Origin of the sequence: uncultured Sulfitobacter sp., assembly GCF_947502895.1 — a bacterium.
GTDB lineage: Bacteria > Pseudomonadota > Alphaproteobacteria > Rhodobacterales > Rhodobacteraceae > Sulfitobacter.
This window is the reverse complement of record NZ_CANNBM010000006.1, coordinates 130,267-148,120: the sequence shown is the minus strand read 5'-3', so window position 1 is coordinate 148,120 and position 17,854 is coordinate 130,267. Positions and strand designations below refer to the sequence as shown.

At 56.0% G+C, this 17,854-nt stretch carries 16 protein-coding genes and 1 pseudogene; 5 read left to right on the top strand and 12 right to left on the bottom strand.

From position 1 onward, the window contains the following. Window positions 1-307: 307 nt before the first annotated feature. The 3 genes from ubiG to Q0903_RS18085 all read right to left on the bottom strand — a co-directional run bounded on the left by ubiG (window position 308) and on the right by Q0903_RS18085 (window position 2,317). Complete coding sequence (ubiG, locus tag Q0903_RS18095) at window positions 308-1,015, bottom strand: bifunctional 2-polyprenyl-6-hydroxyphenol methylase/3-demethylubiquinol 3-O-methyltransferase UbiG (RefSeq protein WP_299417605.1); 708 nt, start codon at window positions 1,013-1,015, stop codon at window positions 308-310. Window positions 1,016-1,085: 70 nt separating this feature from the next. Continuing rightward, window positions 1,086-1,892 carry a crotonase/enoyl-CoA hydratase family protein gene (locus Q0903_RS18090; RefSeq protein ID WP_299031023.1) on the bottom strand — a complete coding sequence of 269 codons (807 nt, stop codon included), beginning with the start codon at window positions 1,890-1,892 and terminating at the stop codon, window positions 1,086-1,088. 113 nt (window positions 1,893-2,005) lie between these two features. Next, a complete protein-coding gene (locus Q0903_RS18085; RefSeq protein ID WP_299031025.1) occupies window positions 2,006-2,317 on the bottom strand; it encodes an ETC complex I subunit in 312 nt (103 codons plus the stop codon). A gap of 161 nt (window positions 2,318-2,478) precedes the next feature. On the opposite strand from Q0903_RS18085, the gene uvrB reads away from it, so the two are divergent. Next, window positions 2,479-4,683, top strand: coding sequence for an excinuclease ABC subunit UvrB (gene uvrB, locus Q0903_RS18080; RefSeq protein WP_299417603.1), 2,205 nt, complete (start codon window positions 2,479-2,481; stop codon window positions 4,681-4,683). A gap of 2 nt (window positions 4,684-4,685) precedes the next feature. Here the strand turns inward: uvrB and Q0903_RS18075 are convergent, their stop codons facing one another. Next, window positions 4,686-5,078, bottom strand: coding sequence for a hypothetical protein (locus tag Q0903_RS18075; protein ID WP_299417601.1), 393 nt, complete (start codon window positions 5,076-5,078; stop codon window positions 4,686-4,688). A gap of 95 nt (window positions 5,079-5,173) precedes the next feature. Here Q0903_RS18075 and Q0903_RS18070 point away from each other — a divergent pair, with 95 nt between their 5' ends. Beyond that, window positions 5,174-5,359, top strand: coding sequence for a PLDc N-terminal domain-containing protein (locus tag Q0903_RS18070; RefSeq protein WP_299031029.1), 186 nt, complete (start codon window positions 5,174-5,176; stop codon window positions 5,357-5,359). Between the two features lie 113 nt (window positions 5,360-5,472). Further along, on the top strand, window positions 5,473-6,141 hold the full coding sequence (locus Q0903_RS18065) for a hypothetical protein (RefSeq protein WP_299417599.1): 669 nt from the start codon (window positions 5,473-5,475) through the stop codon (window positions 6,139-6,141). A gap of 35 nt (window positions 6,142-6,176) precedes the next feature. Here Q0903_RS18065 and Q0903_RS18060 read toward each other — a convergent pair whose 3' ends face one another. The 3 genes from Q0903_RS18060 to Q0903_RS18050 form a co-directional block, all read right to left on the bottom strand. Beyond that, window positions 6,177-8,471 carry a glycosyl hydrolase family 28-related protein gene (locus Q0903_RS18060; RefSeq protein WP_299417597.1) on the bottom strand — a complete coding sequence of 765 codons (2,295 nt, stop codon included), beginning with the start codon at window positions 8,469-8,471 and terminating at the stop codon, window positions 6,177-6,179. A 106-nt stretch (window positions 8,472-8,577) separates the two neighbouring features. Further along, window positions 8,578-8,979, bottom strand: coding sequence for a DUF4864 domain-containing protein (locus tag Q0903_RS18055; protein WP_299417595.1), 402 nt, complete (start codon window positions 8,977-8,979; stop codon window positions 8,578-8,580). Window positions 8,980-9,044: 65 nt separating this feature from the next. Then, a complete protein-coding gene (locus Q0903_RS18050; protein WP_299417593.1) occupies window positions 9,045-10,622 on the bottom strand; it encodes a lysine--tRNA ligase in 1,578 nt (525 codons plus the stop codon). A 120-nt stretch (window positions 10,623-10,742) separates the two neighbouring features. Between Q0903_RS18050 and Q0903_RS18045 the strand changes: the two genes are divergently transcribed. Beyond that, window positions 10,743-11,165, top strand: coding sequence for a tellurite resistance TerB family protein (locus tag Q0903_RS18045; RefSeq protein ID WP_299031037.1), 423 nt, complete (start codon window positions 10,743-10,745; stop codon window positions 11,163-11,165). A 63-nt stretch (window positions 11,166-11,228) separates the two neighbouring features. Here Q0903_RS18045 and dacB read toward each other — a convergent pair whose 3' ends face one another. Then, on the bottom strand, window positions 11,229-12,725 hold the full coding sequence (gene dacB, locus Q0903_RS18040; RefSeq protein WP_299417590.1) for a D-alanyl-D-alanine carboxypeptidase/D-alanyl-D-alanine-endopeptidase: 1,497 nt from the start codon (window positions 12,723-12,725) through the stop codon (window positions 11,229-11,231). Between the two features lie 88 nt (window positions 12,726-12,813). On the opposite strand from dacB, the pseudogene Q0903_RS18035 reads away from it, so the two are divergent. Further along, window positions 12,814-13,638 (top strand): annotated as a pseudogene (locus Q0903_RS18035) (DMT family transporter). On the opposite strand, the gene Q0903_RS18030 reads toward Q0903_RS18035, so the two are convergent. The 4 genes from Q0903_RS18030 to Q0903_RS18015 form a co-directional block, all read right to left on the bottom strand. Continuing rightward, window positions 13,621-14,241 (bottom strand): nicotinate-nucleotide adenylyltransferase, encoded by a 621-nt coding sequence (locus Q0903_RS18030; RefSeq protein WP_299417588.1) that lies wholly within the window; start codon window positions 14,239-14,241, stop codon window positions 13,621-13,623. The pseudogene Q0903_RS18035 and the gene Q0903_RS18030 overlap by 18 nt on opposite strands. Window positions 14,242-14,312: 71 nt before the next feature. Next, window positions 14,313-15,866, bottom strand: coding sequence for an alanine/glycine:cation symporter family protein (locus tag Q0903_RS18025; RefSeq protein ID WP_299417586.1), 1,554 nt, complete (start codon window positions 15,864-15,866; stop codon window positions 14,313-14,315). Window positions 15,867-15,877: 11 nt separating this feature from the next. Further along, window positions 15,878-16,318: a universal stress protein gene (locus Q0903_RS18020; protein WP_299031047.1), complete on the bottom strand. Its 441-nt coding sequence runs from the start codon at window positions 16,316-16,318 to the stop codon at window positions 15,878-15,880. A 208-nt stretch (window positions 16,319-16,526) separates the two neighbouring features. Beyond that, window positions 16,527-17,816, bottom strand: a complete 1,290-nt coding sequence (locus Q0903_RS18015; protein WP_299417584.1) for an alpha/beta hydrolase — start codon at window positions 17,814-17,816, stop codon at window positions 16,527-16,529. Between the last annotated feature and the right edge of the window lie 38 nt (window positions 17,817-17,854).

Genomic DNA, 17,854 nt, shown 5'->3' with positions numbered 1-17,854 from the left:
TGCCCCAGGTCTGCATCTCTGCGTCTCCGGTAAGGGGGGTTCTAGTGTTACTTCCCAGAACCCGCAAGCAGATTTTTGGCGATATTCTGACCAAAAGGTAGAAAATGCCAAACTGCCGAAGCCATGAACGCTCCGAACCCCAATGTTTTATGGCCCAAATCGTGTTTCACACCAAACGATTTTTCTTGTGTTAGCGCGATCGGAGGCCCGAAATTTGCTGTTTGACTGAAATTTGAGCACCCCTATGCGCGGTTTGCCCCCACGAATGCGCGACTCGCTCCACCATTTGGCGGAATCGGGCGCGAATCTAGCGCGCTGCCTTCGTTGCACTTCCCATATATATGACTGCTTTCAGCGGCAGCCGCCCGAACTTCAGATCTCCACGCAGTGTGAGCCCTACTGGTCCGAGTCCTGTCAGCTTCCCAACGGCGAACCCAGCCTGCTCCAGACCCTCTACCAGTTCACTTGGTTTGATAAACATCGCGGGGTCATGTGTACCCTTGGGCAGCAGTCGAAGAATGTCTTCCGCTACTGTTATCGTAGCAAGGCGTGAGATCGGATTGCGGTTAATCGTGTCAAACAAGAACGTACCGCCCGGAACCAATACCCTCGCAACTTCTTTCAGTACTTTTGCCAAGTCAGAAACATGCTCGAGGACATCCACACAAACCACGATGTCAAATTGGCCGTCGGTGTAAGGCAGCGCCTCTCCTACGCCGACATCATATGTAATGTCTCGCGCTCCGACATGACTGCGTGCTGCAGCGATTGCATCTTTGGCAGGATCAATTCCGGTAACATGCGCACCGCGATCTTCGATGGCTTCAGCCATAAAGCCCCCCGCACATCCCAAATCAAGAACTGCCTTACCCTGCCAAGATACCAATCGGTCGAAATATCCAAGCCGTCCCGGCACCATGTTTTTGAGTGTTCGGACCCAGCGTATATCGTCAGACCACCAGTTTTCGGCGACCTCGTCATAAATGCTCAGGTTGTTGCGCGGGGGCTGGGCCATGGGCGTCCTTTCTGCCAGACTATTGTCTGACAGAGGTAGAGCGCCCAAAGCGCAGTACTAGCCCTTTTCGCTATTCGTTTGGACGCACGCGTGCAGCGCTTTTGTCGGCGAAGGCAGCAAGACGCGCGCGCGCATCAGGCTGGGTATTCACAACACCTGCAACGACTGCCTCGGCATAGGCTGCATCCATCGCCGACATGTTTTGCATGTGACTGACGGCAGAACAGATCGCAAAGTTGGACAGCGGCAGGTTTTGCGCAGCCTTGCGCGCGACATCCAAGGCCATGTCGTAACTGGAGCCATCGGTAATGTATTGCGCCAATCCCAGATCGACTGCCTCTTGTCCTTGATACACGCGCCCCGTCAGCATCATGTCTATCATCCGCGACTTACCAACCAGATCTGTCACACGGATTGTAGCACCACCGCCGGTGAACAACCCACGCTGCCCTTCGGGCAATGCGAAATAAGCAGTCTGGTCCATGACGCGTATGTGCGCTGAACTGGCAAGCTCAAGCCCCCCACCAACAACAGCACCTTGCAAAGCCGCAATAACGGGCACACCACCATATTCCATCTTGTTGAAGGCTTCGTGCCAGCGCAGACAAACATGCATGAAATCAGCAGGGCTTCGGTCTTCGTCATGGTGCTCGATCAGATCAAGGCCTGCGCAGAAGTGATCCCCTGCCCCGGCCAGCACTACTGCACGTACACCCGCGCGCGGCGCCGCGGAAAAAAACGTGACCAGTTCTTCAATCGTGTCGATATCCAGCGCATTGCGCTTTGTCGGACGGTTCAGCGTAACGATCCAGACGCCATCGTCCTGCGGATCAATCGCGAGATTGGTAAAATCGGCGGGGTTAATCGTGACAGCCATTTGCGCATCCTCGCATGAAACAAAAACCATTACAGTTTTGGTGTTCCAATTCAGCACAGATCGCAAGCATTGTTTGGGTTCGTGACGTTACGACCTAAAGCGGCGAAATACCGTCAGTGCGTCCACGCACCGCGACGACCTGTTGCGAAATTCTCGCCGTAGCCGCCAGCGCGGATGTTAGGCTTGCGGCGGTTAGGGTCTTGCACCTGTGCATCAATTCCATGCTCTGCCGCATATTCAACAGCCGCTTCTTTCGTCGCGAACTGAAGGCGAACCTGACTTTGTGTATCGGCGGAGGACGTCCAACCCATCAGCGGGTCCACTTCGCGTGCCTCGGCTGGCGCAAATTCCAGCACCCATTTGTGCGTCTTTGCCGTGCCAGAAGACATGGCAGTACGGGCTGGCTGATAGATTCTCGCGCGCATCGGGTCTCTCCGTCTGATTGCTGTGTGGATATGGCATGCTCGTGCGTTTGGATCAAGGGTGCGTGCTGCTGACAGTTATTGACATGTGAACATCCAATGCGACCTTGATACCCCGCCAAAACATGACACTTATAAGGACAGCCAGACCGGAGACTGCCCCGATGCCCTACGCCCAAACCGACAAATCCGATGCGACCGAAGCATACCTCGCCAATCCGGCGGAAAATGTACGCACCCGCCCCAAGCTGGAGGGCGGCAAAACTTTCGTGCTCAAGACCGAGTTCGAGCCCGCAGGCGATCAGCCCACTGCCATCAAGGAACTGTCCGAGGGTATCCGCAATGGCGAGCGAGATCAGGTGCTGCTGGGGGCCACCGGGACGGGCAAAACCTTTACCATGGCCAAGATGATCGAAGAGACACAGCGCCCTGCGATCATCCTTGCGCCGAACAAGACACTCGCCGCGCAGCTGTATGGAGAATTCAAGGGCTTCTTCCCTGACAACGCCGTCGAGTATTTCGTCAGCTACTACGATTATTACCAGCCCGAAGCCTATGTCGCCCGCTCGGACACTTTCATTGAGAAAGAAAGCCAGATCAACGAGCAGATCGACCGTATGCGCCACTCCGCCACGCGGTCGCTGCTGGAGCGGGACGATGTAATCATCATCGCTTCGGTGTCTTGTATCTATGGTATCGGCTCGGTTGAGACCTACGGCGCCATGACGCAGGATTTGAAAGTCGGCACCTCTTATGACCAGCGCCAGGTCATCGCTGATCTGGTCGCCCAAGCCTACAAACGCAACGATGCGGCGTTCCAGCGGGGGACCTTCCGTGTGCGAGGCGACAGTCTTGAGATATTTCCAGCCCACCTTGATGATCGCGCATGGCGGTTGAGTTTCTTTGGCGAGGAATTGGAGAGCATCACCGAATTTGATCCCCTGACGGGCGAAAAGACCGGCATGATGGAACAGATCCGCATTTATGCGAACTCTCACTACGTCACACCCAAACCAACCATGAACCAGGCCGTGATCGGCATAAAGAAAGAGCTGCGCATGCGGCTGGATCAGTTGGTAGGCGAAGGCAAACTGCTGGAGGCCCAGCGCCTTGAGCAACGCTGCAACTTTGATCTGGAAATGCTGGAGGCAACCGGTGTCTGTAACGGGATCGAGAACTATTCTCGCTACCTCACGGGTCGCGCGCCAGGTGAGCCACCCCCGACCCTTTTCGAATTCATCCCTGATAATGCAATCGTCTTTGCAGACGAAAGCCACGTTTCCGTACCGCAGATCGGTGGTATGTATAAGGGCGACTTCAGGCGCAAGATGACGCTGGCCGAACACGGCTTCCGCCTGCCGTCTTGCATGGATAACCGCCCGCTCAAGTTCGAGGAATGGGACGCCATGCGCCCTCAGTCGGTGTTTGTCTCGGCAACACCGGCAGCATGGGAGCTTGAGCAGGCAGGTGGCGTATTCACCGAACAGATTATCCGCCCTACCGGCCTGATTGATCCAGTCATCGAAATCCGCCCTGTAGAGATGCAGGTAGACGATCTGCTGGACGAAGTGCGCAAGGTTGCGGCCGATGGCATGCGCACGCTTTGCACCACGCTGACCAAACGCATGGCCGAGGACTTGACCGAATACATGCACGAGCAGGGCATCCGCGTGCGCTATATGCATAGCGATATCGACACAATCGAGCGGATCGAGATTCTGCGTGATCTGCGTCTTGGCGCCTTTGATGTTCTGATCGGCATTAACCTGCTGCGCGAAGGCTTGGACATTCCCGAATGTGGTCTTGTCGCTATTCTAGATGCTGACAAAGAAGGGTTCCTGCGCTCGGAGACCTCCCTGATCCAGACCATTGGTCGTGCGGCGCGTAACTCTGAGGGCCGTGTAATCATGTATGCCGACCGCATTACAGGCAGCATGGAACGCGCCATGGGCGAAACCGAGCGTCGCCGCGCCAAGCAGCTGGCATATAACGAAGAGCACGGAATCACACCGACAACAGTGAAAAAGAACGTCGAAGATATTCTGGCAGGCCTCTACAAAGGCGATGTAGATATGAACCGCGTCACGGCCAAGATCGACAATCCACTGGCGGGCGGCAACCTGCAGACTGTGCTGGAAGGTCTGCGCACCGACATGCGTAAAGCCGCCGAGAACCTAGAGTTCGAAGAGGCTGCGCGTCTGCGCGATGAGGTCAAACGCCTTGAGACTGTCGACCTCACAATCGCTGACGATCCGATGGCACGCCAATACGCCGTCGACAAAGCGGTCGATGATGCCAAGACCAAATCAGGCCGCAGCACCATGGGCCGTGGCGGCATGCGCGGCGGTGTCAAACGACGCGGGCGTTGATGCTATAGCGGGGCGGGTCGAAGTTTTTTGGAGAAACTGACCCGCCCGCCTTTTTTAATGGAGCCTGTGACCAGCCAATCGCCGCGCAGTCGCGGATGGTGACTGCGCCAATCACGAAACCGATCATTACTCACGATCTGAACGCGCCCTTGCTGGGCGCGTTCCAAAAGCAGCTTGTCTGCGGGCGTGCCGCGTGGCGCAACAACAACGTCGACTAGATGGAGCAGATCATCGAGATATTCCTGCTCTGCGTACTGTTTTATGCTGTGATCAAAGTAGAGAACCGGCTCAAACCTGCGCGAGACAAGCGCACGTGCAACCTCCTTCGGCAATTCCAATTGCGCCTGTTCCCCACGCCAGAAGAGGATGTTCGAGCCATCAAGCATTATTTTCATTGGTCATCCTCGCGCCGTATTGTGAAAAAAGTCGGAACCAATCACAGCAGATATCAGTTGAGACCGTGACAAAGAGATAAACAAGGAGAATTGAAATGGAATATGGTCTCATCGGCGCACTGGTCTTGGTGGCAAGCATTTACGCGATCTTTCAGGTGTTCACTGCACCCATTTCCGGCATCCGGAAAATTCTCTGGACCCTCGGGATTGTGCTGTTCCCAATCGCTGGTTTTATCGTCTGGCTGATTGCCGGTCCACGTGGAGGCACCGTGCGCGCATAATCAACAGCACATTATTCGAAAGGTCCAGACATCTGTCTGGGCCTTTCTGCGTTGTTCAGTAACTGTTTATTAACTGGTATTAATCAAGAATAGGGGCAGGAGTTTTGCCCCACGTGTTATACCGCCTCATCCCCGTTTTGATTTGTCTCTGTCTTGCACAGTCCGCCCTTGCCGGGCCTTGGCTACGCGAAAAAGGCAGCACATTCAGCGCCGTTTCTTTCGCATCAACCTATAATCTCGAAACCGCTGCAACGACATTTCTGGAGTATGGCCTGACAGACAAGACTACTTTGGTCGCGGATATCGGTATGGCCCGCCTCCAGAATTCGCCAGACGGCGGCTATATCACGTTATCATTCAGACGCGCGATCGGGTCCCCCGACAGGCCCTCAAAACTCGCCTATGAAATCGGGGCAGGCGTCGGCTGGATCGGCGATGAAACCCTGCCCCACATCAGAACTGGCCTCACATGGGGGCGCGGCATGACGTGGGGCGAGAAATCAGGCTGGGTAACAGTGGAAGGCGCTATCGTGTGGGACCTTACCCACGAGCTGCATGTCACCAAAATTGACACAACGATTGGCGTCAATTTCTCTGATGTAACTTCTGGTATACTGCAACTGTATACCGCGCATGTAGATGGCAAAGGCATCGCCACCATCGCCCCTTCCGTTGTATTTACACCGCGGGATGCAAAATTCCGCGTGCAGATCGGATCAGAAAGCCAAATCGGCGATCTCGGCAATAGCGCGCTCAAGATCGGCATCTGGCGGGAATTCTAGGGATGGCTCCGGCGTTTCCGCCGAAGCCCTTGATTCTAGACCACATCATTGTCCATTCGCACGGTCACGGCAATCTTGCCACGAACCGGCTCTGACCAAACGACATGCACTTGATCGGCTGTGGGGCCCTGTTGGGCTCGCACGAACGGGTTATCATAATTCAACGCGTTGGCCCCGTTACGCACCCCGCCCCGAACAACCACTGCATCCACACTTAGCGAGCGCGCCTCAAACGGCAGCCCCGGTCCTGTAGGGACCACCCAAGTCTGTGCATCCGCGTTTTGCTGAAACTCGATCAAATGCGGGTTGGCGACAGGTCTGCTGACCCCATGGAAGGAGTTGCCCTCAAACCGCACATTGCGCATGCGCGTGTAGTTCAGATCGCCAAAACTGGTGTCCACCCGCTCCACCCGCTCCACAAAACCGTTGATGCTGCGAAAGCGGTTGCCCGATACATTCAAGCCATTGATAAAGTGCCCCGCCCCGTATGGCTTGACCACCAGATAACTAAAGCTCGTCGCCACAGCGCCGGACAAAAACACATTGCTGGTGATATCAAGCGAACTGAACGAAAAACCACCCGAGAACGCTGGGCTTGGATCGCGTTCATTGGTCCATTCAAAAAATGCGTTATCCACATAGTTCTGGCTGAAGACGCACGACGCATAGGCCTCCGCCAACACAACACCCGCCGATCGAATGCCGCCATTAATTGTATCACCTTGAAAAAAGTGGTTCCCAACGATCAGATGGTTTTGCCCCGTCATCACTGCAAAGTGGCGGAAACGCTCGGCCCTGCAATTGCGCAACTTCACATCATTGGCGTTCACGTTCAGTGCGATTGTACTACGCTGCGAGACAGGCAAATCATTCTCGGCCGACAGGAATTGGCAGCGTTCGATGAACATCCCCTGACACCCGCCCCCCATCGAGGTAATCCCCCGATCCTTCGGCGTGGTGATAAAGCAGTCGCGGATGGTGAAAATAGTACCTGCCCCAGCCAGCATTATGCCGCTGCACAGCTCTTGGCACTGAAATTCAACGTTGTGGATGATGAATTTGGCAAATACGTCGAACCCGCTGAAATCCAGCATGTATTTGAAACGGCTGAAGACAAAGTTCTGGGTGCCTTCAGCATCATAAAGCGGGCCGTTCAACGTCAGTTCACCCCGCGCGACGTTCTTTCCCCGCACGTAGATTTCGCGGCCAACACCCGCGCCGGCCACATGACTGCCGATCGGAATATTCGCAATATTCGCCACATTGGTCAGGGTCCGCGGATTGTTGGCACTATACGTAGCTCTTGCGGTCACGCTGGTAGTGGCCCAATCACCACCCGTGAGCGCGATCAGCTGCCCGTTGTGAATCGCCCGCCGTGTCTCATAGCGCGTACGATTTGCCACCGCTGCCTGCATGTCGATCGGCCCCGTCAAAGCGACCTTACGCCCGCCTAAATCCAGTGATTCATGGTCGGAGTTGTTCAGCAACGCTTGAAATGCCTTACGAAAAGCCAGTTCTTCGTTGTCAAAAGCCTGAATATAATTGGGCAGATCAAAGTTCTGACGCAGCAGCAAGATCGCATCGGTGGGCATGCTCACCGTGCCTTCGAATTTTGTAGGGGTATCAAAGGTCACGTTGCCATTCAGGCGGAACGTCCCCGCTGGTATCAACACCGTACGATCGTTTGCTGCACTGTTCGCGGCCTCAAAAGCGGCAGTATCGTCGGTCACACCGTCACCGATAGCGCCATAATCGCGCACATCAATCGTCGCGACAATATCACCGAGAAACAGAGCCGAGACATCGTTGATCTCAATATCATCGACGCGCACCACGCCGCCGTTTTGGCCAATCAGATCGATTCCGAAATGCCCGTAGTCCGCGTTAACCCCCCAGACCATATCAACGCCAGCACGGTTGCCAATTCCGACGATCGCACTCACTTCCACCACTTCGCCATAGGTCGTGAGCGCCGTCGTCGGACCCTGCGTCACAACACCGGCCACCGCGTTTCCATTGGATTGCGCCGCGTAGGCCGCAATCCGCACCGAGGGCAGATTACCACTCACCGCTTTCAGCCGCACTTTAATCTGCAGATAGCATCCCGGCACAATTGGGGTCTGGCCAGTATAGCGCAGGCGCTGCGTGCTGTCGGTCTTGAGGATTTCCAGCGCACCGCCAAAATCCTGATCTGCCGGCACATAAGCGCCGTTGCCGCTTGTGGCATAGCTTGGCGATCCGGGTGTGCCGTCCCCGCTTGAGTATGCCGCCAACCCTTCAGAATAGGGGGCAGGTGTCAGTTGATTGAGGCTGTTGATTGCCGTGCTCATATATATCCCTTTCGCGCGTCTCCGGCGCAACTGCCGGACAAGCATCGGGAAATATCAACACGAGGTTAAGGGCGGACTATACCACCGTGACGGTGCCGTTGCACACTCAGACAGATGCACCTGGTGCGTCGAGGATCTGCACCCCGTTGATCCGCCAGCCTTCGGGGGTTTGCTGCATGCGGTATTCAAGATAATGCAGACGCCCGTCCACATCGGTGATCTGCACTTTTTGCCAATAAGTGCTGCCCTCCTGGCGCAGTTCCAAATAATCGACCTGCGCGGGCCGCCACACCATCGGATAGCCTTGCGTAACCATTCGGCCAAAATTTTCGGGCGTCTGAAAGAAATTCTGCAACGACGGGCTGGCAAATGTGAATGCTGTCGCAAAATCGTCCAGCTTGAAAGCTTCGAATTGCTGGTTGATTGTACCGCGAATATCCGCGTCCTGCGCCTGTGCGCCCAGCGCACCTGCGGCGACAAGAACTGCCGCCATAACAAACCTGTTCATCGCATTCTCCCACTTTACCGTTGCAATAAAACCTATACCGCAACGGCCAAAGGGCAAGAAATCGCTTAGTCTGTCAGCTTACCTGCAAGGGCTGCATCAATCAGCGCAATGGTTTCGTCCACACCATATAGTGCGATGAAGCCGCCAAACCGTGGCCCCTGGGATGCCCCCAGCAACACTTCGTACAGTGCTGTGAACCAGTCGCGCAGCGGATCGAACCGTTCACGACCACAGGCAAAAACCTCAGACTGCAACGCCTCTGCATCCAGCCCTCCGTCCCAGACCGCCAGGCGCGCGCGCAGGTCTTCCAATGCCTCCCGCTCGAGATCACTGGGCGTGCGGAAGGTTTTGGCAGGCTTCACAAAGTCATTGTAATAGCGCACGGCATACCCTGCTGCTGCATCCATACTAGGGTTTGTCTCGGGCGTGGCGTCGGGTGCGTAGCGTTGGATAAAGCCCCACAACTGCGCCTTGTCCTCAGCAGAAGAAACCGATGCAAGGTTCAGCAACATCGAGAAAGGTACCACCATATCCGATTTCGGCACATCGCCCCCGTGGATGTGCCAAACGGGGTTGTTCAGCTGCGCCTTGAGGTCTTGCGTCTCATAAGCACGCAGCTGTTGATGGTATTCATCCACAGCCTTCGGAATCACGTCGAAATACATGCGCTTTGCGGTCTTGGGCTTTAGATACATAAAATATGAAAGCGATTCCGAGCTGGCGTAGGTCAACCACTCGTCAATCGAAAGGCCATTGCCCGACGTCTTGGAAATCTTGTGACCGTCCTGATCCAAAAACAACTCATAACTAAAATGCTCAGGCGCGCGTGCGCCCAAGATACGGCAGATTGAGTCGTAAATCGGCGTATTAGTGCTGTGGTCCTTGCCATACATCTCGAAATCGACACCCAAAGCGGCCCAGCGTGCGCCAAAATCCGGCTTCCACTGCAACTTCACGTTGCCACCTGTTACGGGCAAAGTCATTTCTTCCCCATCTTCGGTATCGAACGTGATCGTACCCGCTTTTGCATCGACCTTTTTCATCGGCACATACATCACACGCCCGCTTTCGGGGTGGATGGGCAAAAAGATCGAATAGGTCTGACGCCGCTCTTCGCGCAGGGATTTCAACATGACCGCCATGATCTCGTCGTACTTCTCGGCGGCGCGCATCAGAATTTCATCAAACTGACCCGTGCGATAAAATTCCGTGGCCGAGATAAACTCATACTCGAACCCGAACGTGTCGAGGAACCTACGCAGCATGGCGTTATTGTGATGGCCAAAGCTCTCGAACTCTCCGAACGGATCGGGCACCGAGGTCAACGGGCGCTGCAAATGCTGTGTCAAAACCTCGGGGTTAGGCACATTGCTTGGCACTTTGCGCATCCCGTCCAGATCATCGGAAAAACACACCAGACGCGTTGGAATGTCGCTGATCGCTTCAAAAGCACGGCGGATCATCGTGGTACGCGCCACCTCACCAAAGGTGCCAATATGCGGCAAACCCGACGGACCATACCCCGTCTCGAACAACACATATCCCTTCTCGGGCGCTTTACCCTGATAACGTTTGAGCAGGCGGCGCGCTTCTTCAAAGGGCCACGCTTTGCTCTGCATTGCTGCATCCCGCATCTCAGACATATCAAACTTCCCGAAAATAAATGCGCGGCACCATGTTGCACCGCTGGGCTTCATCTATTGCGCAAGGGTGCTGCCGTCAATAATCTGCACCACAACCGAAGCGCGCAAAGGAATGCCCCCATGCCCAACAACCCCTCCCTCGCGCTGAGCGCCCAAGACTGTCTTGTGGCCGTGATGATCGCTGTTTCCGCCTCCGACGAGGATATCGGCACAACCGAATTGATCAAGATACAGGCCGCCGTGAACCTGCTGCCGATCTTTGCCGACTTTGATCTGGACCGGATCAAGACAGTGAGCCAGATGGTGTTCGACCTGTTTGAACAAGAAGACGGGCTGGACGCTCTGTTTGGCCTCATTAAAGAGGCCCTGCCCCACCGCCTGAACGAGACAGCCTATGCGCTGGCTTGTGATGTCGCAGCCGCCGACGGCACCCTAGAGGAAACGGAGCTGCGACTTCTTGAAGAAATCCGCTATGAGCTGGAAATCGACCGTCTGCATGCCGCAGCCATCGAGCGCGGCGCGCGGGCGCGCCATCTGACCTGAGTGTTATTTGGATTCTGTTGCAGGGGCCCAACCCAGTTGGGTTAGGTCGAAAAGAACCGAGGATCAGGCGCCGTAAAGCACCCCCCAGCGTTCTATCAATTGTTGCTGCATACGCTTTGCACGTCGGTTCCACGCGACACCACCGGGCGGTCCTTCGCGCTCGGCGCGCGAAAGCGTGGCGCGAATCCCCTCATCAGCTGCAAAGATTGCGAACGCCATCTCCGAGCCGTCAGGGCCTGTCAGGTATCCCGCGAGCGAAGACACAAAATTCAGTGTACCAGTTTTGGCATCAACTTTGATCGGATGATCCGGTATCACTTTACGTTTGTCATCGCGCATTGCGATCGGTTTCAGAATATCGCGCAAGCCTGTTTTGTGCACCGCCACCAGCGCTGTCACCATGTCCTGTGCCGTCACGCGGCTATCATCACCCAGACCTGAATGATCGACCATCGCAACCGTCTTCATCCCCAGATTTGCACGGGCCCATTCATTCATCGCTTCTGCCGACGCTTGCAGACTATCGGGCTTGCCCCCCTGCGCAGCCGTCGCAGCAAGGCCCATCATTTCAGCCGTAAGATTGGTGGACCATTTCAGCATGTCCCGCAGAATACGCCGCAGGTTCTGGCTCTGGTGGCGCACTAGAATTTCGCCTGCGGGCAAACTTTCGATCGGTTTTGGTGCGCCAAGGCGGATACCGTGAGAGCCTGCAAGGCTTTGAAAAACTTCGCCAGCGTACAAGCCGGGTTTGCGCACAGGCAACCACCGCGAACCGCCGCGCCCCAAGGCACCGCGGGCTACAGTCCAGGCATCCACTCCACCACTGCTCTCGTAGGTATAGACGGGGCTGGCGCGGTCACGGATGCGCATCACAGCCATGCGCACGGCAGGGCGGTATTTCTCGGTGCGCCCTTCCATCGTTACAGCATATTTTCCATTCGCGCGTTTCCACTCAAAATGGACACGGTTGTAATTAAGCGCGAGGCCCGACACACCGGGGTTGTATCCCACCTGATCGGGTTGCTTGGGGTCGATGCGCGGCAACACGGGCAGCCCTGCCTCGAAAATCCGAAACCCGCCTTTGACACCGGTGATGCCTGCTTCTTTCAGATTGGCCGCCATGCGGGCCAAAGTATCGGTATCAAGCGTGGGGTCACTGCCCCCCACAAGGATGAGATCACCGTTGATCTCGCCGTTAGTAACGCCGCCCGTCGCCATCAACTGCGTCTCGAACCGGTGCTCTGCGCCCAGCGCGTCCAATGCATAAAGCGCCGTGATGGCTTTTGTCACGCTCGCGGGGGGGCGGCCCGTAGTAGCATCCTGCGCCTCAAGACCCTTGGATGTGGCCAAATCGCTCACCGCAAATGATACTTTGCCAGTCAGCTTTGCCTCTGCGAGAATTTCATCGACATTTCGGACCGCGCGTTTGAAAAAATCTTCCCCGCGCAAGACAGGCCTGAGAGATGCCGTCGGCGGAGACGCAAATGCGGCAGGCGCGCCCAACAGGCCAGCGGCCGCTGCCGATCCCAGAAAAAACCGTCGTGAGAGTGTGCTTTCCATAGCTTAGGGTTAACCTAATTCCGACATTGGTCACAAGCTCCCATAAATCACATTCCATCCATTTGCACAGCATGATAGCGCCCAATCCATGCAACGTGCGGTCCTGATCATGTTTTTGGCGATGTCGCTTATTCCCGCAGGGGATAGCGCGGGGAAACTGCTCACCAGCTCTTATGCAACAGCACCTATTTTTGTCGCGTGGTCGCGATTCCTCGTAGGAACGCTTCTGATACTGCCGTTTGTCCCCCGCAGCGCGTGGACCCTTTTACGCGATTGGCGCATTTGGCTGCGCGCTGGCGTGCTGGCCTGTGGGATCAGCAGCATCCAGATGGCCCTGCAGGTAGAAGAGCTTGCCACGGTCTTTGCCGCTTTCTTCATCGGGCCGCTCATCAGCTATGTGCTGGCCGTGATTTTTCTGCGTGAACCCGTGACCAGAATGCGTTCGGCATTGATTATCATGGGCTTTATCGGCGTATTGATTGTGGTACGGCCCGGCATGGGGGCCAGCACGGGCGTCTTATGGGCCATGACTGCGGGTACATGCTACGGGATATTTCTAACGATGTCGCGCTGGCTGGGTGGTCTCGGCACGCCGCTCGCGTTGACGTTTACACAGCTCGTTATCGCGGCGCTGCTTTTGCTGCCTTTTGGTCTGGCCAACATGCCCGCCTTTTCGCCCGCTGTTGCTGTGCTTACCACTACTTCGGCGCTTTGCTCGATGCTTGGAAACCTTCTATTGCTTTATGCCTAAGTTTTGGCACCTGCCACACGGCTGGCCCCGCTGGTCTATTTCCAGCTTGTCGCAGCAGTAGGGTTTGGCTGGATATTATTTGGCGATCTGCCCGATGTCTGGACTTGGACAGGCCTGATTGTGATCCTCGCGGCAGGTCTTGCGTCAGCGCGTCTGCGCTGACCATCCGCCTGCGGCGCGAATGGCAGAGGATGAGACATCCATCATAGGCACATTTATAAAACACCATGCGGGGGCATCTGCATGTGCCAGTTGGCGGCTGCTCTGCCCCGCAATACGGTAGGGTGCATAAAGGGTTGCTGCCCTGCTCATCCGTGCTGATATCCGCTGGCCGGGGCGTGCGATAATTCCCAGTGGCACACGCTGCGCGATGTCCTGCCAGTCTTGCCAAAGGTGGAACTGCGCCAGATTATCCGCACCCATCAACCATACGAACCGTTGCGCAGGGTAGAGCCGCTGAAGCCCCCGCAGCGTCTGCGCCGTATATCTGGTGCCCAGCCGCGCCTCGATCGCAGTCACGCGTACACGCGGATGGGCCATAACAGCACGCGCTTGGGCCAATCTGTCAGCGATAGGTGCAGGGCCGTGTGATTTCAACGGATTACCGGGGCTTACCAACCACCAAACCTGATCCAGCCCGAACCGCTTGAGCGCCTCCCGCGTGATATGGGCGTGTCCCGCATGGGCAGGATCAAACGAGCCGCCCAAAAGGCCAATAGCCTGACCAGCCGCCGCATATGGAATGTCATGTCGCAAAACGTGCATCGGCCCCCGAAGTACTTCAGGGGCCGAAAGGACGGGATGACCCGCCAATTGTCAATCAGCGTCAGGTGCGCTTAGTGCTTATGCTTGACGATCTCGCCTGATTTCAGACGGTCGAAATAGCTGTTCATCTCTCGCTTGACGATGGGCATCAGGCAGTAGAGCGCCGAGATATTGACCACTGCCATCGCAAAGATCATGGCATCAGAGAAGTCGATGACCGCACCCAGCTGCGCCGCAGCACCCACGATGATGAAGAAGCAAAAGATCAGCTTGAAAATCAGCTCTGTCGTTTTGCCCTCACCAAAGAGATAGGTCCACGCTTTCAAGCCATAGTAGCTCCATGAAATCATGGTGGAGAAAGCGAACAGGATTACCGCAATAGCCAAAACATAAGGGAACCAGCTAAAGCCGCTCGCAAATGCTGCGGAGGTCAGCGCCACACCGGACGAACCGTCCGTCGTCCGGATCGCCGTGCCCGCTTCGTTCAGCATGTATGCACCCGTTTGCGGATCCCAGACCAGAACACCGGAGATGGTGATAACCAGTGCCGTCATCGTACAAATCACAACCGTATCAATGAATGGCTCCAGCAACGACACAACACCCTCGGTCACAGGCTCTTTAGTGCGCACGGCAGAGTGTGCGATCGCAGCAGAACCAACACCGGCTTCGTTCGAAAACGCAGCACGTTTGAACCCTTGGATCAACGCACCAACGAACCCGCCAGCAACACCAAGGCCTGTAAACGCACCAGCAAAGATTTGACCGAAAGCCCAGCCGATCTGGTCATAGTTAACGATCAGGATCATCAGCGCCGCGATGACATACATCACACCCATGAACGGCACGACTTTCTCTGTCACGCTCGCGATGGATTTGATGCCGCCGACAATCACCAAAAATACAACTACGGCAAAGATACTGCCCGTGATCAGGCCGCTGAAATCGCCCGTGATCTGGGTGATCTGTGCATGTGCCTGATTGGCTTGGAACATGTTCCCGCCGCCCAACGCACCGCCGATGGTAAAGATCGCAAATACCACCGCCAGCACTTTCCCGCCCGGCAGGTTCCGCTCTTTGAAGCCTTTGACCATATAATACATCGGGCCACCAGAAACGGTGCCGTCTGGATATTCGTTACGGTACTTCACACCCAGCGTACATTCCGTAAACTTTGACGCCATTCCCAACAGGCCAGCAACGATCATCCAGAACGTGGCCCCTGGACCGCCGATGCCAATGGCAACCGCAACACCTGCGATATTACCAAGGCCGACAGTACCCGAAAGCGCTGTTGTCAGCGCCTGAAAATGGCTTACCTCGCCTGCGTCGTTGGGGTCGGAGTAGTCACCTTTCACAAGGCTGATGGCATGGCCAAACGCTTTGATCTGAATGAAGCCGAAATAGATCGTAAAGATCGACGCAGCCACAACCAACCACAAAACGATCCAAGGAAAGCTCGTTCCGGGCAGGTTCATAAAGATCAGGTTAACAAACCAACCAGTTGAGCCTGCAAAGACATCGTTTACTTTCTGGTCAAGAGACACCGCCTCTTGCGCGGCGGCTAGAGTGGGAAGGCCCAGCGCAGCAGCGGTGGCGATCCCGTGTGTAAATAACTTTTTCATATCAGGCCCCTTCATGGAATGACCGTAATCGGAACGGTTGATGCGGCCACGAGCCGCCCTGTAACGCCGCCAAACAGGCGTTCTTTCATATTCCGCTCTCCCATGCGGCCTACGATGATCTGTGCTGCCTTGTGCTTGTTGGCGAGGTTCTCGAGGATATCTGCAACATCACCATGCTTCACAATCCCTTCTACGCTGCATCCTTCGGCTGTCGCGGCTTTCACGGCAGGGTCGAGGACACGTTCGCGCGCGAGGTTCAATTCTTCTTCGCGCCGTGCATGGCGCTTTTCATTCTCTTCCGCCGTTTGAAAGCTGAAAGGCGACCATTCGATGACATAGACCAGCACAATACGGCAATCGCCGATCAGCTTGGCCCGAGACTTGGCGAAATCCAACGCGCGCGCACCCGCGTCCGATCCGTCCAGCCCCACAATGAGGGTGGTATCAGACATATCTATATTCCCTGTTCTCGACCGTATTCACTGCGGTCTGGTTGTCGCGTTGCCGGCCGAATCGACGGCACTGCGAATACTCTTAGGCTAGCACGATCGAATGCGACAAATTGCCCTTAATAAGAGAATATGCAGACGAATAGACTTCAAATTTTACATTTTGCCACAATTTTAGACTGCAAAAGCGCGCTTCACAAACCAACCCGCCTTACCGCTCTGTCACAAACTCCAGATCAGGCAACCGCTCCAACGGATAGTTGGGCTGCAATACCCAGATGCCATCGGCGTCTTGATCGAGCGGGCGCAATGTGCCACCCGGAAAGGCACGCGTACGCAGCGCCAACACGATATCCGACAAAACCGCGGGATTGGCACGAAAATACGAATGACTGTCAGCGCTGCCAGCTCCTTCAACCCGAATGAAATGGATCAGCCCTTGCTTGGCCAATCGCTGTACTTCTTGCGGCGTGAAGTCATCCTGTTTTAGTGCACCCACCCGCGCGGATTTAGTCAGAAACGATGACAGGCGCAGTGCCCTATCATCAGGGTTTACGTAGATATTTACCTGCTCGAATGCTTCCGAGAAACGCTCGCTCAGCAGCCGCTGGCGCAAAATGCCTGTGTCCAGATCAGCCGCCGCAAGGATCAGCGTACCTGTCTTGAGCCCGATTTTCGGCGGCACGCCACGCCCGCGTTGATAAATGATCAATTCGCGCAGGGCTTGCGCCATCACATCAGTGCCGCGCGAATGGGCCACAATGTCGATATCCTCTACCTCGGGCATCTGCGCCAACATGGTCAGAAATTCCTTGGCATGATACACGCTGAAGTCCCCCGAGGCGCGATCACGGAAATACCCCAGCGGGCCGCCATTACCAGCTGGCCAGCTGAAGGCGACAGGCACACTGCGTCGCCCAGCAAAATGCCACAAATTGGCAAGCGTCGTCATTGACTTGCCAAAATCATTCGACACCCCGTGGGCATAGACCAACACCCGCCCCGTCCCTGCACGCGCAATCTGTTCGCGCATTTGCGCCTGAAACGCCAGCCGCCCAAGGTCATAGCTTAGCGCCGCCGCCGCCTCGACACGCAGCGCACCGTCTGCTCGCCGCGATGGCAACGGTACGGCGTCAAAGCGAACACGTTCATTCACGCCCGCCAGATCAAGACGGCTGATGCTGCCGCGCCTGTCTACGTGGGTCCGCGCAACCAGATCGGCCCAGTCGTCGGCACCGAACTGCACGGTTGCCGCCCCGAATGCCATTGCCTGCGACCGCGCGCGGCCATAGCCCGTGACAGCACCATCAGCGCGCTCTGCCACGCGATCGGTAATATAGAATATCTCTGGTCGCACGGTGCGCAGGGCTGCAGGCACAGCCGCAGAAGGATAGTTCGTTCCATCAAGATACAGATTGGGCGGCGCAGCCAGACGCGCCCCGACAGTGCAGGCACACAGCCCCAACACCACAGCGGCCAAGCCAAATAATCGTCCAACCATGCGTGCGCTCCCTTGTGCCGTTGATCTTGCCCCCTTCG

What these genes read in the sequence shown, in the direction of transcription:
- ubiG (WP_299417605.1), bottom strand. Translation starts at nt 1,015, where the DNA reads ATGGCCCAGCCCCCGCGCAACAACCTGAGCATTTATGACGAGGTCGCC.
- Q0903_RS18045 (WP_299031037.1), top strand. Translation starts at nt 10,743, where the DNA reads ATGCCCAACAACCCCTCCCTCGCGCTGAGCGCCCAAGACTGTCTTGTG.
- Q0903_RS18060 (WP_299417597.1), bottom strand. Translation starts at nt 8,471, where the DNA reads ATGAGCACGGCAATCAACAGCCTCAATCAACTGACACCTGCCCCCTAT.
- Q0903_RS18075 (WP_299417601.1), bottom strand. Translation starts at nt 5,078, where the DNA reads ATGAAAATAATGCTTGATGGCTCGAACATCCTCTTCTGGCGTGGGGAA.
- Q0903_RS18025 (WP_299417586.1), bottom strand. Translation starts at nt 15,866, where the DNA reads ATGAAAAAGTTATTTACACACGGGATCGCCACCGCTGCTGCGCTGGGC.
- Q0903_RS18085 (WP_299031025.1), bottom strand. Translation starts at nt 2,317, where the DNA reads ATGCGCGCGAGAATCTATCAGCCAGCCCGTACTGCCATGTCTTCTGGC.
- Q0903_RS18055 (WP_299417595.1), bottom strand. Translation starts at nt 8,979, where the DNA reads ATGAACAGGTTTGTTATGGCGGCAGTTCTTGTCGCCGCAGGTGCGCTG.
- Q0903_RS18020 (WP_299031047.1), bottom strand. Translation starts at nt 16,318, where the DNA reads ATGTCTGATACCACCCTCATTGTGGGGCTGGACGGATCGGACGCGGGT.
- Q0903_RS18070 (WP_299031029.1), top strand. Translation starts at nt 5,174, where the DNA reads ATGGAATATGGTCTCATCGGCGCACTGGTCTTGGTGGCAAGCATTTAC.
- Q0903_RS18050 (WP_299417593.1), bottom strand. Translation starts at nt 10,622, where the DNA reads ATGTCTGAGATGCGGGATGCAGCAATGCAGAGCAAAGCGTGGCCCTTT.
- uvrB (WP_299417603.1), top strand. Translation starts at nt 2,479, where the DNA reads ATGCCCTACGCCCAAACCGACAAATCCGATGCGACCGAAGCATACCTC.
- Q0903_RS18030 (WP_299417588.1), bottom strand. Translation starts at nt 14,241, where the DNA reads ATGCACGTTTTGCGACATGACATTCCATATGCGGCGGCTGGTCAGGCT.
- Q0903_RS18090 (WP_299031023.1), bottom strand. Translation starts at nt 1,892, where the DNA reads ATGGCTGTCACGATTAACCCCGCCGATTTTACCAATCTCGCGATTGAT.
- dacB (WP_299417590.1), bottom strand. Translation starts at nt 12,725, where the DNA reads ATGGAAAGCACACTCTCACGACGGTTTTTTCTGGGATCGGCAGCGGCC.
- Q0903_RS18015 (WP_299417584.1), bottom strand. Translation starts at nt 17,816, where the DNA reads ATGGTTGGACGATTATTTGGCTTGGCCGCTGTGGTGTTGGGGCTGTGT.